This window comes from Diaphorobacter sp. C33 (genome assembly GCF_030503915.1).
Classification (GTDB): Bacteria; Pseudomonadota; Gammaproteobacteria; order Burkholderiales; family Burkholderiaceae_C; genus Diaphorobacter; species Diaphorobacter nitroreducens.
On record NZ_CP129980.1, the window covers coordinates 537,320 to 551,365 of the forward strand.

Annotated in this window: 15 protein-coding genes; 10 read left to right on the top strand and 5 right to left on the bottom strand. The window is 64.7% G+C overall.

Annotated elements, in window-relative coordinates; translation table 11 throughout:
* Nucleotides 1–10 precede the first annotated feature (10 nt).
* From rbfA to QY917_RS02610, 5 genes are all read left to right on the top strand, one after another.
* The gene (gene rbfA / locus QY917_RS02590; protein ID WP_011805755.1) at nucleotides 11–388 is read left to right on the top strand and encodes a 30S ribosome-binding factor RbfA; all 378 of its coding nucleotides are present in this window, start codon (nucleotides 11–13) and stop codon (nucleotides 386–388) included.
* Nucleotides 385–1,386 carry a tRNA pseudouridine(55) synthase TruB gene (truB, locus tag QY917_RS02595; RefSeq protein WP_123676528.1) on the top strand — a complete coding sequence of 334 codons (1,002 nt, stop codon included), beginning with the start codon at nucleotides 385–387 and terminating at the stop codon, nucleotides 1,384–1,386. Before rbfA ends, truB begins: the two co-directional genes overlap by 4 nt.
* Nucleotides 1,383–3,212 (top strand): translational GTPase TypA, encoded by a 1,830-nt coding sequence (gene typA, locus QY917_RS02600; RefSeq protein WP_015912885.1) that lies wholly within the window; start codon nucleotides 1,383–1,385, stop codon nucleotides 3,210–3,212. The genes truB and typA overlap by 4 nt, the downstream gene beginning before the upstream one ends.
* Before the next feature lie 208 nt (nucleotides 3,213–3,420).
* Nucleotides 3,421–4,305: a DMT family transporter gene (locus QY917_RS02605; protein WP_088887079.1), complete on the top strand. Its 885-nt coding sequence runs from the start codon at nucleotides 3,421–3,423 to the stop codon at nucleotides 4,303–4,305.
* Entirely contained in the window at nucleotides 4,302–5,393 is a 1,092-nt protein-coding gene (locus QY917_RS02610; protein WP_123676527.1) for an enoyl-CoA hydratase/isomerase family protein, read from the top strand. The genes QY917_RS02605 and QY917_RS02610 overlap by 4 nt, the downstream gene beginning before the upstream one ends.
* Here QY917_RS02610 and QY917_RS02615 read toward each other — a convergent pair.
* The 4 genes from QY917_RS02615 to smpB form a co-directional block, all read right to left on the bottom strand.
* Nucleotides 5,344–6,183 carry an anti-sigma factor gene (locus tag QY917_RS02615; RefSeq protein ID WP_123676526.1) on the bottom strand — a complete coding sequence of 280 codons (840 nt, stop codon included), beginning with the start codon at nucleotides 6,181–6,183 and terminating at the stop codon, nucleotides 5,344–5,346. The genes QY917_RS02610 and QY917_RS02615 overlap by 50 nt on opposite strands.
* 30 nt (nucleotides 6,184–6,213) lie before the next feature.
* Nucleotides 6,214–6,729, bottom strand: coding sequence for an RNA polymerase sigma factor (locus QY917_RS02620; protein ID WP_123676525.1), 516 nt, complete (start codon nucleotides 6,727–6,729; stop codon nucleotides 6,214–6,216).
* A gap of 16 nt (nucleotides 6,730–6,745) precedes the next feature.
* Nucleotides 6,746–7,111: a hypothetical protein gene (locus QY917_RS02625; RefSeq protein WP_015912890.1), complete on the bottom strand. Its 366-nt coding sequence runs from the start codon at nucleotides 7,109–7,111 to the stop codon at nucleotides 6,746–6,748.
* A 98-nt stretch (nucleotides 7,112–7,209) separates the two neighbouring features.
* Complete coding sequence (gene smpB, locus QY917_RS02630; RefSeq protein ID WP_011805747.1) at nucleotides 7,210–7,683, bottom strand: SsrA-binding protein SmpB; 474 nt, start codon at nucleotides 7,681–7,683, stop codon at nucleotides 7,210–7,212.
* 114 nt (nucleotides 7,684–7,797) lie between these two features.
* On the opposite strand from smpB, the gene QY917_RS02635 reads away from it, so the two are divergent.
* Complete coding sequence (locus tag QY917_RS02635) at nucleotides 7,798–8,238, top strand: type II toxin-antitoxin system RatA family toxin (protein WP_011805746.1); 441 nt, start codon at nucleotides 7,798–7,800, stop codon at nucleotides 8,236–8,238.
* On the top strand, nucleotides 8,231–8,575 hold the full coding sequence (locus QY917_RS02640; protein ID WP_123676524.1) for an RnfH family protein: 345 nt from the start codon (nucleotides 8,231–8,233) through the stop codon (nucleotides 8,573–8,575). The genes QY917_RS02635 and QY917_RS02640 overlap by 8 nt, the downstream gene beginning before the upstream one ends.
* An 84-nt stretch (nucleotides 8,576–8,659) precedes the next feature.
* Here the strand turns inward: QY917_RS02640 and QY917_RS02645 are convergent, their stop codons facing one another.
* Nucleotides 8,660–9,157 carry a DUF4124 domain-containing protein gene (locus QY917_RS02645; RefSeq protein ID WP_103738371.1) on the bottom strand — a complete coding sequence of 166 codons (498 nt, stop codon included), beginning with the start codon at nucleotides 9,155–9,157 and terminating at the stop codon, nucleotides 8,660–8,662.
* A 105-nt stretch (nucleotides 9,158–9,262) separates the two neighbouring features.
* On the opposite strand from QY917_RS02645, the gene guaB reads away from it, so the two are divergent.
* From guaB to QY917_RS02660, 3 genes are all read left to right on the top strand, one after another.
* The gene (gene guaB, locus QY917_RS02650) at nucleotides 9,263–10,738 is read left to right on the top strand and encodes an IMP dehydrogenase (protein WP_123676523.1); all 1,476 of its coding nucleotides are present in this window, start codon (nucleotides 9,263–9,265) and stop codon (nucleotides 10,736–10,738) included.
* A gap of 77 nt (nucleotides 10,739–10,815) precedes the next feature.
* Complete coding sequence (gene guaA, locus QY917_RS02655; protein ID WP_123676522.1) at nucleotides 10,816–12,432, top strand: glutamine-hydrolyzing GMP synthase; 1,617 nt, start codon at nucleotides 10,816–10,818, stop codon at nucleotides 12,430–12,432.
* A 310-nt stretch (nucleotides 12,433–12,742) separates the two neighbouring features.
* Nucleotides 12,743–13,999, top strand: a complete 1,257-nt coding sequence (locus QY917_RS02660) for a tyrosine-type recombinase/integrase (RefSeq protein WP_054668696.1) — start codon at nucleotides 12,743–12,745, stop codon at nucleotides 13,997–13,999.
* The last annotated feature ends 47 nt before the right edge of the window (nucleotides 14,000–14,046 follow it).

Below are 14,046 nucleotides of genomic sequence, written 5' to 3' on the forward strand. Positions count from 1 at the left end.
TCCGCACGACATGGCTGCCAAGAAATCCTCGTCCCCCAACCGCGGCTTCAAGGTCGCGGATCAGATCCAGCGCGACCTCACCGAGCTGATCCGCGATCTCAAGGATCCGCGGATCGGCATGGTGACGCTGCAAGGGGTCGAGGTGACGCCGGACTATGCGCACGCCAAGGTGTTCTTCAGTGTGCTCATCGGTGATGGTGAGGCCTCCGAGGAGGCCTTGAACCAGGCGGCGGGCTTTCTACGCAACGGCCTGTTCAAGCGCCTGCACATCCACACCGTGCCCACGCTGCACTTCGTGTACGACCGCACCACCGAGAAGGCGGCCGACATGAATGCGCTGATCGCGCGCGCGGTGGCCTCTCGTTCCAAAGACGACGACGCAGCATGACCGAACGCGCTCCCCGCATCCGGGTGCAGCGGCGCCCGGTGCACGGAGTGCTGCTGCTCGACAAACCCCTGGGCCTGTCCAGCAATGACGCCTTGCAGAAGGTGAAGTGGCTGCTGCGCGCCGAGAAGGCTGGCCACACGGGCACGCTGGACCCGCTGGCCAGTGGTGTGCTGCCGCTGTGCTTTGGTGCCGCCACCAAGTTCAGCCAGTTGCAGCTGGAAGCGCCCAAGACCTATGAAGCTGTCGCACTGTTGGGTACCACCACAAGCACCGGTGACGCCGAGGGTCAGGTGCTGGCGCAGTGCGCGGTCGATCCGGCCATGCTCACACCCGAGCGGCTGGCGGCGGTACAGGCGCAGTTCACTGGCCCCATCCGCCAGGTGCCACCCATGCACAGCGCGCTCAAGAAAGACGGCAAGGCGCTGTACGAGTACGCGCGTGCCGGCATTGCCGTGGAGCGCGAGGCGCGTGATGTCACGATCCATGCATTGAAACTGGCGCTAACGCATACGGAGCAAGCGCAACCAGCTATTAAAATAGTAGTGACCTGCAGCAAAGGTACCTACATCCGCACCTTGGGCGAAGACATCGGCCAGGCGCTGGGCTGCGGCGCGCATCTCACGTTCCTGCGCCGTATCGACACGGGCGGTATCGGCGTGGAGCGTTGCGTGACACTGGAGGCGCTGCAGGCCATGGACGAGGATGCGCGCATGGCCTGCGTGCTCCCAGTGGAGACCTTGCTGGCGCAGCACACGGCTGTCACGCTGGACGATGACAATGCCGGGCGTTTCCTCTCGGGCATGCGCCGGCGCGGCCCCTGGCCCGACGCGCCCGCCGTGGCCGTGTTCGGGGCGCGCCCGCGCGTGCTGCTGGGGGTCGGGCATGTGCGGGGAGGAGAGCTGATTCCAGACCGGCTGCTCAGCCCCCTTGAAATTCAACAGATTCTGGAGAGCTCGCCGCGGGCTGAACGCGGCACATTGGAAGCAACTACGCTATGAGCAAACAAATCCGCAACATCGCCATCATCGCCCACGTCGACCATGGCAAGACCACGATGGTGGACCAACTGCTGCGCCAGTCCGGCACCTTCGCCGAGCACGAGAAGGTCGTGGACACCGTGATGGACAGCAACGCCATCGAGCGCGAGCGCGGCATCACCATCCTGGCGAAGAACTGCGCCGTGAGCTGGAACGGCACGCACATCAACATCCTGGACACGCCCGGCCACGCGGACTTCGGCGGCGAGGTGGAGCGTGCCCTGTCGATGGTGGACGGCGTGGTGCTACTGATCGACGCGCAGGAAGGCCCCATGCCCCAGACGCGCTTCGTGACCAAGAAGGCGTTGGCGCTGGGCCTCAAGCCCATCGTGGTGGTCAACAAGGTGGACAAGCCCGGCGCGCGCCCCGACTACGTGGTGAACGCCGCTTTCGACCTGTTCGACAAGCTGGGCGCCACCGACGAGCAATTGGACTTTCCCGTGGTCTATGCCTCGGGCATCAACGGTTGGAGCGCGCTGGAGCAGGGCAACCCCGGTGAGCAGTGGGGCCCCGACATGTCGGCGCTGTTCGAGACCATCCTCAAGCATGTGCCGTCCGTGAAGGGCGACGCCACGGCGCCGCTGCAGATGCAGGTTTCGGCGCTGGACTATTCCACGTTCGTCGGACGTATCGGCGTGGGCCGTATCACCCAGGGCACGCTCAAGGCCGGGCAGGATGTGCTAGTCATGGCCGGGCCGGACGGCGCCAGCTACAAGGGCCGCGTGAACCAGATCCACCAGTTCCAGGGCCTGGACCGCGTGCAGGTGACCGAAGCCGGCCCCAGCGAGATCGTGCTCATCAACGGCATCGAGAACGTGGGTATCGGCGAGACCCTCACCGACCCCGCCAACCCCCAGCCGCTGCCCATGCTGAAGATCGACGAGCCCACGCTGACGATGAACTTCTGCGTGAACACCTCGCCGCTGGCGGGCCGTGAAGGCAAATTCGTGACCAGCCGCCAGATCTGGGACCGCCTGCAGAAGGAGCTGCGTTCCAACGTGGCCCTGCGCGTCAAGGAAACCGACGAGGACGGCATCTTCGAGGTGTCCGGCCGCGGCGAACTGCACCTGACCATCCTGCTGGAAGAAATGCGCCGTGAAGGCTACGAGCTGGCCGTCTCCAAGCCGCGCGTGGTGTACCGCGACATCGACGGCGAGCGCTGCGAGCCTATCGAACTGGTGACTGCTGATATCGAGGAAGGCCACCAAGGCGGTGTGATGCAGGCCCTCGGCGAGCGCAAGGGTGAACTGGTGAACATGGAGCCCGACGGCCGTGGCCGCGTGCGCCTGGAGTACCGCATCCCGGCCCGTGGCCTGATCGGTTTCACCAACGAATTCCTGAACCTGACGCGCGGCTCGGGCCTCATCAGCAACATCTTCGACAGCTATGAGCCGCATAAGGGCGACATTGGTGGCCGCAAGAACGGCGTGCTGATTTCCATGGACGATGGTGAAATTTTTACCTACGCCCTGGGCAAGCTCGACGACCGTGGCCGCATGTTCGTGAAGGCAGGCGACCCGGTGTACGAAGGCATGATCGTCGGCGTGCACAACCGCGACAACGACCTGGTGGTGAACGCCACGCGTACCAAGCAGCTCACCAACTTCCGCGTGAGCGGCAAGGAAGACGCGATCAAGATCACGCCCCCGATCGACCTCACGCTGGAGTACGGCGTGGAGTTCATCGAGGACGATGAACTGGTGGAGATCACGCCCAAGAGCATTCGCCTGCGCAAGCGCCACCTCAAGGAGCACGAGCGCAAGCGCGCCAGCCGCGAAGGCGCGTGATCGGCAAGGCCTGTTCTGCCTGAACCGGCTTGGCTGCGGCAGCCAAGGCGCTGCGAGCCGACGAAGGGTGAGCCCATCCGCAAGGAGGGTTCGCCCTTCGCGCATCTGAGGCAGCGCGGTATGGCGCCAGCCGCTAACATGCGGGCCTCACGGCATGCGTGGGTAGCACATGCCGACGACACAAGAAATCCACAGGGAGGAGACAGCGATGACCGCGAATGCCTTGCCCGGCCACGCGCGGGCGGTCTGGCTGATGGTGGCCGTCACCTTCATGTGGTCCATTGCGGGCGTCGTCACGCGCCATCTGGACCAGGCGCGCAGCTTTGAAGTGACCTTCTGGCGCAGCTTCTTCATGCTGCTGTCGCTGTGCGTGATCCTGCCGGTGCTGCAGGGCAGGGCGTTGCTGGCCAATCTGCGGCGCGGGGGGCGGGCGGTGTGGATCTCTGGCGTGTGCTGGAGCGTGATGTTCACGGCCTTCATGATCGCCATATTGCTCATCCCAGTGGCCAGCGTATTGGTCACCATGGCCATCGGACCGCTGCTCACGGCATTGCTGGCGCGCGCCTTCATTGGCCACCACATCGCGCCGCGCACCTGGTGCGCAATTGCATTGGCGGGCGCAGGCATCGGGTGGATGTATGGCTCGGGCATCTCCGGCCTTTCCGTGGTGGGCGTGCTTGTTGCCTTGTGCGTGCCGGTGGCGGCGGCCGTGAACTGGGTGGTGGTTCAGCACTCGCAGCGCCAGGGCCATGCGGTGGACCTGGTGCCCGCCGTGCTGCTGGGGGCGGCGCTGTCCGCCCTGGCCACGCTGCCGCTTGCGTGGCCGTTCCAGGCCACGGCGCGTGATTTGTCCCTTCTGGCCCTGCTGGGTCTGGTCCAATTGGCGATCCCCTGCGTGCTGGTGGTGTACTGCGCGCGCGTGCTCAAGGCGCCTGAGATTGCGCTGCTGGGCCTGCTGGAAGTGATCTTTGGCATTCTGCTGGCCTGGGTGGGCGCTGGAGAGCGCCCAGCCCCGGCCGTGCTGATGGGAGGCGCGCTGGTGATCGGCGCGCTCGTTTTCAATGAACTGCTTGGATGGAAGGAACAACAATGACGGAGATGACGGCGGAAGTCGTGACCGAGGTGCGCGGCCAGGTGGGCTGCATCACGCTGAACCGCCCGAAGGCGCTGAATGCCTTGTCGCTGGGCATGGTGCGCGACCTGATGGCGGCGCTGCTGGCCTGGCAGCATGACGACAAGGTACTGGCCGTGGCGATCCGCGGCAACGGCCGCGAAGGGCCCTTCGGCGCCTTCTGCGCGGGCGGCGACATCCGCTTCTTGCACGCCGCGGGCAGCACGGGCAATCCGCAACTGGAGGACTTCTTCACCGAGGAATACGCCCTCAACCATCTGATCCACACCTTCGGCAAGCCCTACATCGCCTTCATGGACGGCATCGTCATGGGGGGCGGCATGGGCATCAGCCAGGGCGGCACGCTGCGCATCGTGACCGAGCGCACCAAGATGGCCATGCCGGAGACGGCGATCGGCCTGTTCCCCGATGTGGGCGGCGGCTACTTCCTCTCGCGCTGCCCTGGCCGCGTGGGCGAGTGGCTGGCACTGACGGGCGACGCCATCGGCGCAGCCGATGCCATTGACTTCGGCCTGGCGGACGGCTTCCTGCCAGCGGACCAGCAAGCGGCGGTGTGGGACGGTCTGGCGTTGCAGACGTTTGCCGACGGCGCTGCCGTTCAGCAGTGGGTTGCATCAAAATTTGTAGCTGCTGGCGCTTGCGCTGTAAGCGCTAGAGGCCAAATTGATCACTACTTTGCGTTGGATGATGCGGCGGCCATCGTGGCTGCGCTGGAGCAGTCTGACGACGAGTGGGCACGCGCCACGGCTGCCACGTTGCGCAAGCGCTCTCCACTGATGCTGCATGTCGTGCTGGAGCAGGTCCGCCGTGCGCGCAGCATGGGCCTGGCCGACGACTTGCGCATGGAGCGCGACATGGTTCGGCACTGCTTCTACCTGCGTCCCGGCCAGAGCGAGACGGTGGAGGGCATTCGCGCCCTGGCGGTGGACAAGGACCACAGCCCGCGCTGGAGCCCCGCGCGCGTGGAGGATGTGGAGCCCGCGCTGGTGCAATCGTTCTTCAAGAGCCCTTGGCCGGCGCACGCGCACCCGCTGGCGGCGCTGCGCTGATCTGCTGGTACACCGCCGTGGCCAGCGCCTGCAGCGTGGGCCGCGGCAGTTCGCCGCTGAGGGCGTAGCCAAAACCCTGGTCCACCCAGTAGAAACTGGACACGGTCCCTTCGTCGTGGAACTGGAACGCGGTGGTCGGTGCCGCCGCAGCCTGTAGGCCGTCGAGTGCGCCCAGGTACAGCGTGATTCGCGCGCCCGCGGCGTTCTGGTACATGAATTGCGCGCGCGCCCCGCTGCCGCCGGGCAGCAGGCGCCCGCCCATCAATTCGAACCCCTCGGCCTGCAGCCGCGGCACGGTGAGCGGGCGCGCCAGCCGCTTGGACAGCCACTGCACCAGGTGGTCCTGCTGCGCGGCCGCCACTTCCACAGGATGGCGCTGTTCGGGTTGGTAGACCGCGTGCGCCACGGCCGCCTGCTGCACGAACCGTTGCGGGGGGGCCGTGGCCAGTGTGGTTTGTTTGCCGTCCGTCGCATGCAGGCTCCAGCCTAGCCCGAACGCCAGCACCCAGCCCGCGGCAAAGCCGCCCCAACGGGCCCAGTGCTGTTGCGTGTCGTGTGCGTCTTGCAGGCGCTCTGCCGCCTGTACCAGCACATTGGGCACAGGCTGCCGCAACCAGTCAGCGTGCAGGGTCTGCAGCTGCGCACGCTGTTGCGCCCACGCTTCGGCACGCTGCCTCTGCGAGGAGTCCATGCGGGAGTGCAGCGACTCTGCCTGGGCGCGCGGCAGCCGGTCGTCCGCCAAAGCATGCAGATGCGTCTCGTCCGAAGGGCTGAAAGGGTCGGTCTTCATGGCGGGCTCACTACGGGCGGAAAGGGCGCTTCATTTCATGCGGCGCAAGGCAGTCGGGGTGGATGACGGCTGGGCGTGGACTGAGGGCTCCATCAATTCGCGCATGCGTGCGCGAGCGCGGGACAACCGCGACATCACCGTGCCTTCCGGTATACCCAGCACACGCGCCACGTCGGCATAGGCCATGTCTTCCAGTGTCACCAGGAGCAGCACGGCCCGTTGATCGGCGGGCAGGCGTTGCAGGCAGCGGTCCAGGTCCATGGCTGTTTCGTGGGAGGCGTCAGGCGCGTCCGCGATGGCCGCCAGGGCATCCACATCCAGCGCCTGCACGGGCACCAGGCCGCGGCGCTGGTTGAGGTACAGGTTGTGCATCAGCGTGAAAAGCCAGGCGCGCAGATTGCTGCCGCCGCGCCACAACAGCCACTTGCGGCAGGCGCGCTCCAGCGTGTCCTGCACCAGATCGTCGGCTGCCCATGCGTCGCCGGTGAGCGCGCGCGCATAGCGGCGCAACCCCGGCAGTTGCTCCACGATCTGGACGCGGTTCATGGACGCATTGTGGGGCTCATGGCTTGGCGGTGCGCCACAGGTTGTTCACGCCGTCCCCCGTCTTGTCGCCGGGCTTGCCGTCCTTGATCCAGTAGTACAGCGGCTTGCCCTTGTAGGCCACCTGCTTGCTGCCGTCGGCGCGCTGGATCAGACTGTAGCCTTCACCCGCGGGGGCGCTGGTGGCGGTCAGGGGTGGCCAGTTGGTGGCGCAGGCGCCGTTGCAGGCCGACTGGCCATCGCCCGCTACGTCCTTGTCGAAGGTGTAGAGCGTCATGCCGTTCGGGCCGACGAGCACGCCGTCCTGGGTGCTGACTTGCGCGGGCGCGAGGGAATAACAGCCGGCGAGTGCCAGCGCGGCGAGCAGGGAACTGAGCTTGGTCATGGTGTTCTCCGGAAGGGTGCCGGCCAGAGGAATTGTGGCCGGACGCTGGCATGAACACCGGGGGCGCTGCGTTTATTCCACCCTCCGCCAAAAAAAGATCAGCGGTGGCGGCTCTTCATGACGCGTTCCACCTCGCGCTTGCCTTCGCGCTCCTTGATGGTGTCGCGCTTGTCGTGCTCGGCCTTGCCCTTGGCCAAGGCAATCTCGCACTTGGCGCGGCCGTCTTTCCAGTGGAGATTCAGCGGCACCAGGGTGTAGCCTTTTTGCTCGACCTTGCCGATCAGGCGCCGGATCTCGTCCTTGTGCATCAGCAGCTTCTTGATGCGCGCCGCGTCGGGGCTGACGTGCGTGGACGCGGTCTTGAGCGGGTTGATCTGGCAGCCGATGAGAAACAGCTCACCATCTTTGATGATCACGTAGCCGTCGGTAAGCTGCACCTTGCCCTCGCGCAGTGCCTTGACCTCCCAGCCGTGCAGCACCAGCCCAGCCTCGTAGCGCTCTTCAAAGAAATAGTTGTATGCCGCCTTCTTGTTGTCGGCGATGCGGGACGATGTGTCAGGTTTCTTGGCCATGGTGAATAGATGCGGCGCAAACCGGGAGATCAAGGGTCTCCCTACAATTGTTGTCGTCTCGCACCATCGATTCTAGGCCGGCTGTGCCACCAGGCCCATCCAGCCTTCGCCTGCATGAAAACTGTCAACAAGTCCGTCCTCATCTGGTACAGCCCCGAAGAAATGTTCGCCCTCGTGACGGACGTGGCCAAGTATCCGCAGTTCCTGCCGTGGTGCGACCACGCCACCGTCCTGGAAACCCATGCAAACGGCATGAAGGCGGAAGTGGGCATTGCGTTGGGCGGCATACGCAAGTCGTTTGTCACGCGCAATACGCATGAGCCCGGGCGCCGAGTCAAGATGGAACTGGTGGAGGGCCCCTTTTCACAGCTCGACGGCGACTGGCACTTTCATCCTGTGGGGGACGGTACGCAGCGCGCATGCAAGGTCGAACTCCAGCTGAGCTACGGCTTTGACAACCGGGCATTGGCGGCGTTGGTCGGCCCCGTGTTTGACCGCATCGCCGCCACGTTCATCGATGCCTTCATCAAACGGGCCGAGCAGGTTTATGGCTGAAACCTTGCCCCCGCCGGGGCGGCTGCGCATCGCGGTGGCCATCTCGCGGCAACCGGGCGATGTGCACGAGTGGGTGCTACTGCTTCCGGCCGGTGCTACGGTGGCCGATGCTCTGAGCGCCTGCGGACTGGATGCGCAGGCTGAGGGGCTTGCCTGGGGCATTTGGGGCAGGGAAGGCAGACTGGACGACCTGCTGCACGATGGTGACCGCGTGGAAGGCTGCCGCCCCTTGCGGGTTGACCCGAAGCTGGCGCGCCGCCAGCGCTTTGCGCGCCAGGGCGCTCGTGCGGCGGGATTGTTCGCCAAACGCCGGCCGGGGGCCAAGTCCGGTTATTGAGAGTGCTTCCCAGCATGCGCTGAAACAAAACGGCCGCCTCATCCATGCAGAAGGGCGGCCGGTGGCGCGTTTATGGGGTAGCTGCTACTTGCAGTCGGAAGCGATGGTCGCTTCCGCTCGGCGTAATTCTGCTGCGCGGGTTGCGTCGTCCATGAAACCCCGCTCCCCCTTGGCATTGACATTGCTCACCAACTGGCCGGGCGCCAACTGCTCCTTTGCGCGTTTGGCGCGCGCGCAGTTATCGGCACGGGCCTTGGCCACGCGGTCTTCCTCCGCTTTCTTCTTGGCGGCTTCGGCGGCGTCAGCCTTGGCCTTGTTCTCCTCCAGCTGCTTGTCCTTGCCGCTGGCAGGCGCTGCGGCTTCGGATGCGGGGGCCGACGCTGGCGAAGCGGGCGCTGCCATCGCGGTACGCGGCAGGGCGCGCTGCGGTTGCTTGAGGATGCTCTTGTCAGGAATGTCCTGTGGCGGCGGGCGGTCGCTGAACACCTTGCGCCCATCCTTGTCCACCCATTGCCATTGTGCCGTTGCGCCCATGGCCCAGGAGCAGCCCAGCGCCAGCAGAAGAAGCTTGTGCGGTTTCATGCGGGCGAGTGTAGCGGTGAGTGGCTGCACCCACCAAGGGGCGTTCACGCGGGACGTGTGCGATTTGTCGCGCGGCGGGTACAATCCTTTTTTTGGAGCTTTCACATGCGCCTTCTTGGAAAAGCGCTCACCTTCGACGATGTGTTGTTGGTGCCGGCGTACTCCCAGGTCCTGCCCAAGGACACCTCCCTCGTCACGCGCTTCACGCGCAACATCACCCTGAACCTCCCGCTCGTGTCCGCCGCCATGGACACCGTGACCGAAGCGCGTCTGGCCATCGCCATCGCGCAAGAAGGGGGGATTGGCGTCATCCACAAGAACATGACGGCCGAGCAGCAGGCGGCCGAGGTGTCAAAGGTCAAGCGGTATGAATCCGGCGTGGTGCACGATCCCGTGGTCATCACGCCCGAACACACGGTGCTGCAGGTGCTGGAACTGTCCGAGAACCTGGGCATCTCGGGCTTCCCGGTCTGTGATGGTGGCAAGGTGGTGGGCATCGTCACCAGCCGCGACGTGCGCTTCGAGACGCGCTACGACGTCAAGGTGCGTGAGATCATGACGCCGCGCGAGAAGCTGATCACCGTCAACGAAAAAGACGGCACCACCCCAGCGCAGGCCAAGGCACTGCTCAACCGCCATAAGCTGGAGCGCCTGCTGGTGGTGAACGACGCCTTTGAGCTCAAGGGCCTCATCACGGTCAAGGACATCAACAAGCAGACCACGTTCCCCAACGCCGCGCGCGATGCGGCAGGCCGCCTGCGCGTGGCCGCTGCCGTGGGCGTCGGTGCGGGCACCGAAGAGCGCGTGGCGTTGCTGGTCAAGGCCGGTGTGGATGCCATCGTGGTGGATACAGCCCACGGCCACAGCAAAGGTGTGATCGACCGCGTGCGCTGGGTCAAACAGAACTACCCGCAGGTGGACGTGATCGGCGGCAACATCGCCACAGGCGCTGCCGCGCTGGCCCTGGCCGAGGCAGGCGCCGATGCGGTCAAGGTCGGCATCGGTCCCGGCTCCATCTGCACCACACGCATCGTGGCTGGCGTGGGTGTACCCCAGATCATGGCCATCGACAGCGTCGCCACCGCGCTTCAGGGCACAGGTGTGCCGCTGATCGCCGACGGCGGCATCCGCTTCTCGGGGGATATTGCCAAGGCGCTGGCCGCGGGCGCGTCGACCATCATGATGGGCGGCATGTTTGCTGGCACCGAAGAAGCGCCCGGCGAAGTCATCCTGTACCAGGGCCGCTCCTACAAAAGCTACCGTGGTATGGGCTCGATCGGCGCCATGCAGCAGGGCTCGGCCGACCGCTACTTCCAGGAAGCCACCACGGGCAATCCCAACGCTGACAAGCTGGTGCCCGAGGGCATCGAAGGCCGCGTGCCCTACAAGGGCTCCATGGTGTCCATCGTGTTCCAGATGGCCGGCGGCGTGCGTGCGGCCATGGGCTACTGTGGTTGCGCAACCATCGAAGAGATGAACAACAAGGCCGAATTCGTGGAGATCACGGCGGCTGGCATCCGCGAGTCGCACGTGCACGACGTGCAGATCACCAAGGAAGCCCCCAACTACCGGGCGGACTGAGTCTTCGCCATTCCGCAGGCCCGAACCCGTCTCCAGGTGTTCGGGCCTTTTGTCTTTTACCGACCCTGTCGCTCTCCATGCAACACGACAAGATCCTCATCCTTGACTTCGGCTCCCAGGTCACCCAACTCATCGCGCGCCGCGTGCGCGAGACGCATGTCTACTGCGAGGTCCACCCCTGCGACGTGAGCAGCGACTGGGTGCGCCAGTTCGCCGCAGACGGCAAGCTCAAGGGTGTGATCCTGTCGGGCAGCCACGCCAGCGTTTACGAAGTGGACGACCGCGCCCCTGACGCCGTGTTCGAGTTGGGCGTGCCCGTGCTGGGCATCTGCTACGGCATGCAGACCATGGCCGCGCAACTGGGCGGCAAGGTCGAGGGCTCGCACAGCCGCGAGTTCGGCTATGCCGAAGTCCGCGCCCATGGCCATACCGCGCTGCTCAAGGGCATCGAGGATTTCTCCACGCCCGAGGGCCACGGCATGCTGAAGGTGTGGATGAGCCACGGCGACAAGGTCACCGAGCTGCCTCCCGGTTTCAAGCTGATGTGCTCCACCGGCAGTTGCCCCATCGCCGGCATGGCGGACGAAACGCGGCGCTTCTACGCCGTGCAATTCCACCCCGAGGTCACGCACACGGTGCAGGGCGCAGCGCTGCTCAACCGCTTCGTGCGCGAGATCTGTGGCGCTCAGGCGGACTGGATCATGCGCGACCACATCGAGGAAGCCGTGCAGAAGATCCGCGAGCAGGTGGGCGACGAGGAAGTGATCCTGGGCCTGTCTGGCGGCGTGGATTCGTCGGTGGCTGCTGCCCTGATCCACCGTGCGATTGGCGACCAGCTCACTTGCGTGTTCGTGGACCACGGCCTGCTGCGCCTCAACGAAGGCGATATGGTCATGGACATGTTCGCAGGCAAGCTGCACGCGAAGGTGGTGCGCGTGGATGCCTCGGACCTGTTCCTGGGTGAGCTGGCCGGTGTGTCGGAGCCCGAGCAAAAGCGCAAGATCATCGGCCGATTGTTCGTGGACGTGTTCAAGGCCGAAGCCGAAAAGCTCAAGGCCAGCGGCCAGGGCCACAAGGGCGCGACCTTCCTGGCGCAAGGCACCATCTACCCCGACGTGATCGAGTCCGGCGGTGCCAAGAGCAAGAAGGCTGTCACCATCAAGAGCCACCACAACGTGGGCGGGCTGCCCGAGCAACTCGGCCTTAAACTGCTGGAGCCGCTGCGCGACCTGTTCAAGGACGAGGTGCGCGAGCTCGGCGTGGCCCTGGGACTGCCGCGCGAAATGGTCTACCGCCATCCGTTCCCCGGCCCGGGCCTGGGCGTGCGCATTCTGGGCGAGGTGAAGAAGGAATACGCCGACCTGCTGCGCCGCGCCGATGCCATCTTCATCGAAGAGCTGCGCAAATTCACCGACGAAGCCACGGGCAAGACCTGGTACGACCTCACCAGCCAGGCCTTCACCGTGTTCCTGCCGGTCAAGAGCGTGGGCGTGATGGGCGATGGCCGCACCTACGACTATGTGGTGGCACTGCGCGCGGTGCAGACCAGCGACTTCATGACAGCCGACTGGGCGGAGTTGCCCTACGCGCTGTTGAAGAAGGTCTCCAGCCGCATCATCAATGAGGTGCGCGGCATCAACCGCGTGACCTACGACGTGTCGAGCAAGCCGCCTGCCACCATCGAGTGGGAGTGAAATCAGGTCCTTCAGGGACTATCGCCAGCTATCGAAGAACTGATGTAACGTGTTGATTTAGAAAGAAATACGTCACGACAGCTATCGGTGGCTATCGCCGGCCAGCAGAAAAAGTTGACGGTAGAGCTGACGGTAAAAATCGAGGCTGGATTAAGACACTCTCGTTCACTATTCAGACTTTTACCGTCTTTGACGGTAAAAGCCTTCTCGGGAAAGCTTGTTTCATGGGGCTTTCCGGGCATCAGCAGGTCTCCAGGTCCCTGACGGTAAAACCTGACGGTAAATCCGTCACATGCCGGAGGAAACCTCGATGCTGACCGACGCTGCACTACGCAATTTCAAACCTAAGTCCAAGATTTATAAGGCTTCTGACCGAGACGGGATGTATGTGACGGTATCGCCTGGCGGAACGATCACGTTCCGCTACGACTACCGGCTCCACGGCCGCCGCGAGACGCTGACCCTCGGACGCTATGGCCCTGGTGGCATCTCGCTGGCAATGGCGCGCGAACTGCTGCTGGACGCGCGCAAAGCCGTTCTCAAGGGTGTCTCGCCCGCGCTGGAAAAGCAGCGTGAGAAACGCCGGATGGTCGCCATCAAGACCTTCGGCGCGGCGATGGAGACGTGGCTGGCCAACGCAAGGCTGGCTGACAGCACCCGCGCCATGCGCAAGCACATCATCGACCGGGACATCCTGCCGGTCTTCCAGAATCGCCTGCTGACCGAAATCCAGGCCGAAGACCTGCGGGCCTTGTGCAACAAGGTCAAGGAGCGTGGGGCGCCGGCCACGGCGGTACAGATTCGGGACATCGTGAAGCAGGTCTACATCTACGCCATCGCCCACGGTGAGAAGGTGGACAACCCCGCCGACAGCGTGGGCGCGGCCTCGATCGCCACCTTTGTGCCGAAAGATCGCGCCTTGTCGCCGCTGGAGATTCGGTTGTTCATGCAGCAGATGGAATCGGTGGCGACCTATCCGACCATCAAGCTGGCGCTGCGCTTGATCCTGCTGACGTTGGTACGCAAGAGCGAACTGATCCACGCCACCTGGGATGAGGTCGATTTCGAGAGCAAGACCTGGACGATTCCTAAGCAGCGGATGAAGGGGCGCAACCCGCACGTGGTCTATCTATCGCGCCAGACGCTCGACATCTTCGTGACGTTGCACGCCTGCGCGGCGGGATCAAGGTTCGTTTTTCCGTCTCGCTATGACGCAGAGCGGTGCATGTCCAACGCCACTTTGAATCGCGTCACGGGGCTCGTGGTGGAGGCGGCAAAGACCAAGGGGCTGCCGCTGCAACCCTTCACCGTCCATGACCTGCGCCGCACCGGCTCGACGCTGTTGAACGAAATCGGCTTCAACCGCGACTGGATCGAGAAGTGCCTGGCGCACGAGGACGGGCGTTCCTCGCGCTCGGTTTACAACAAGGCCGAGTACGCCGAGCAGCGGCGCCACATGCTGCAAGAGTGGGCCAACCTAGTCGATGCCTGGGGCGGTGGGCAGACCTACGTGCCGAAGCTGTTACCGGCGAACGTAGTGGTGCCGGCGTTGAGCGCGATAGCCTGAAACAGTGGCTTGGTTGTCACTTGACAACTAAGCCATTCATCCCCATA

Coding starts and splice junctions, on each gene's coding strand:
- rbfA (WP_011805755.1), top strand. CDS start 11: ATGGCTGCCAAGAAATCCTCGTCCCCCAACCGCGGCTTCAAGGTCGCG.
- truB (WP_123676528.1), top strand. CDS start 385: ATGACCGAACGCGCTCCCCGCATCCGGGTGCAGCGGCGCCCGGTGCAC.
- typA (WP_015912885.1), top strand. CDS start 1,383: ATGAGCAAACAAATCCGCAACATCGCCATCATCGCCCACGTCGACCAT.
- QY917_RS02605 (WP_088887079.1), top strand. CDS start 3,421: ATGACCGCGAATGCCTTGCCCGGCCACGCGCGGGCGGTCTGGCTGATG.
- QY917_RS02610 (WP_123676527.1), top strand. CDS start 4,302: ATGACGGAGATGACGGCGGAAGTCGTGACCGAGGTGCGCGGCCAGGTG.
- QY917_RS02615 (WP_123676526.1), bottom strand. CDS start 6,183: ATGAAGACCGACCCTTTCAGCCCTTCGGACGAGACGCATCTGCATGCT.
- QY917_RS02620 (WP_123676525.1), bottom strand. CDS start 6,729: ATGAACCGCGTCCAGATCGTGGAGCAACTGCCGGGGTTGCGCCGCTAT.
- QY917_RS02625 (WP_015912890.1), bottom strand. CDS start 7,111: ATGACCAAGCTCAGTTCCCTGCTCGCCGCGCTGGCACTCGCCGGCTGT.
- smpB (WP_011805747.1), bottom strand. CDS start 7,683: ATGGCCAAGAAACCTGACACATCGTCCCGCATCGCCGACAACAAGAAG.
- QY917_RS02635 (WP_011805746.1), top strand. CDS start 7,798: ATGAAAACTGTCAACAAGTCCGTCCTCATCTGGTACAGCCCCGAAGAA.
- QY917_RS02640 (WP_123676524.1), top strand. CDS start 8,231: ATGGCTGAAACCTTGCCCCCGCCGGGGCGGCTGCGCATCGCGGTGGCC.
- QY917_RS02645 (WP_103738371.1), bottom strand. CDS start 9,157: ATGAAACCGCACAAGCTTCTTCTGCTGGCGCTGGGCTGCTCCTGGGCC.
- guaB (WP_123676523.1), top strand. CDS start 9,263: ATGCGCCTTCTTGGAAAAGCGCTCACCTTCGACGATGTGTTGTTGGTG.
- guaA (WP_123676522.1), top strand. CDS start 10,816: ATGCAACACGACAAGATCCTCATCCTTGACTTCGGCTCCCAGGTCACC.
- QY917_RS02660 (WP_054668696.1), top strand. CDS start 12,743: ATGCTGACCGACGCTGCACTACGCAATTTCAAACCTAAGTCCAAGATT.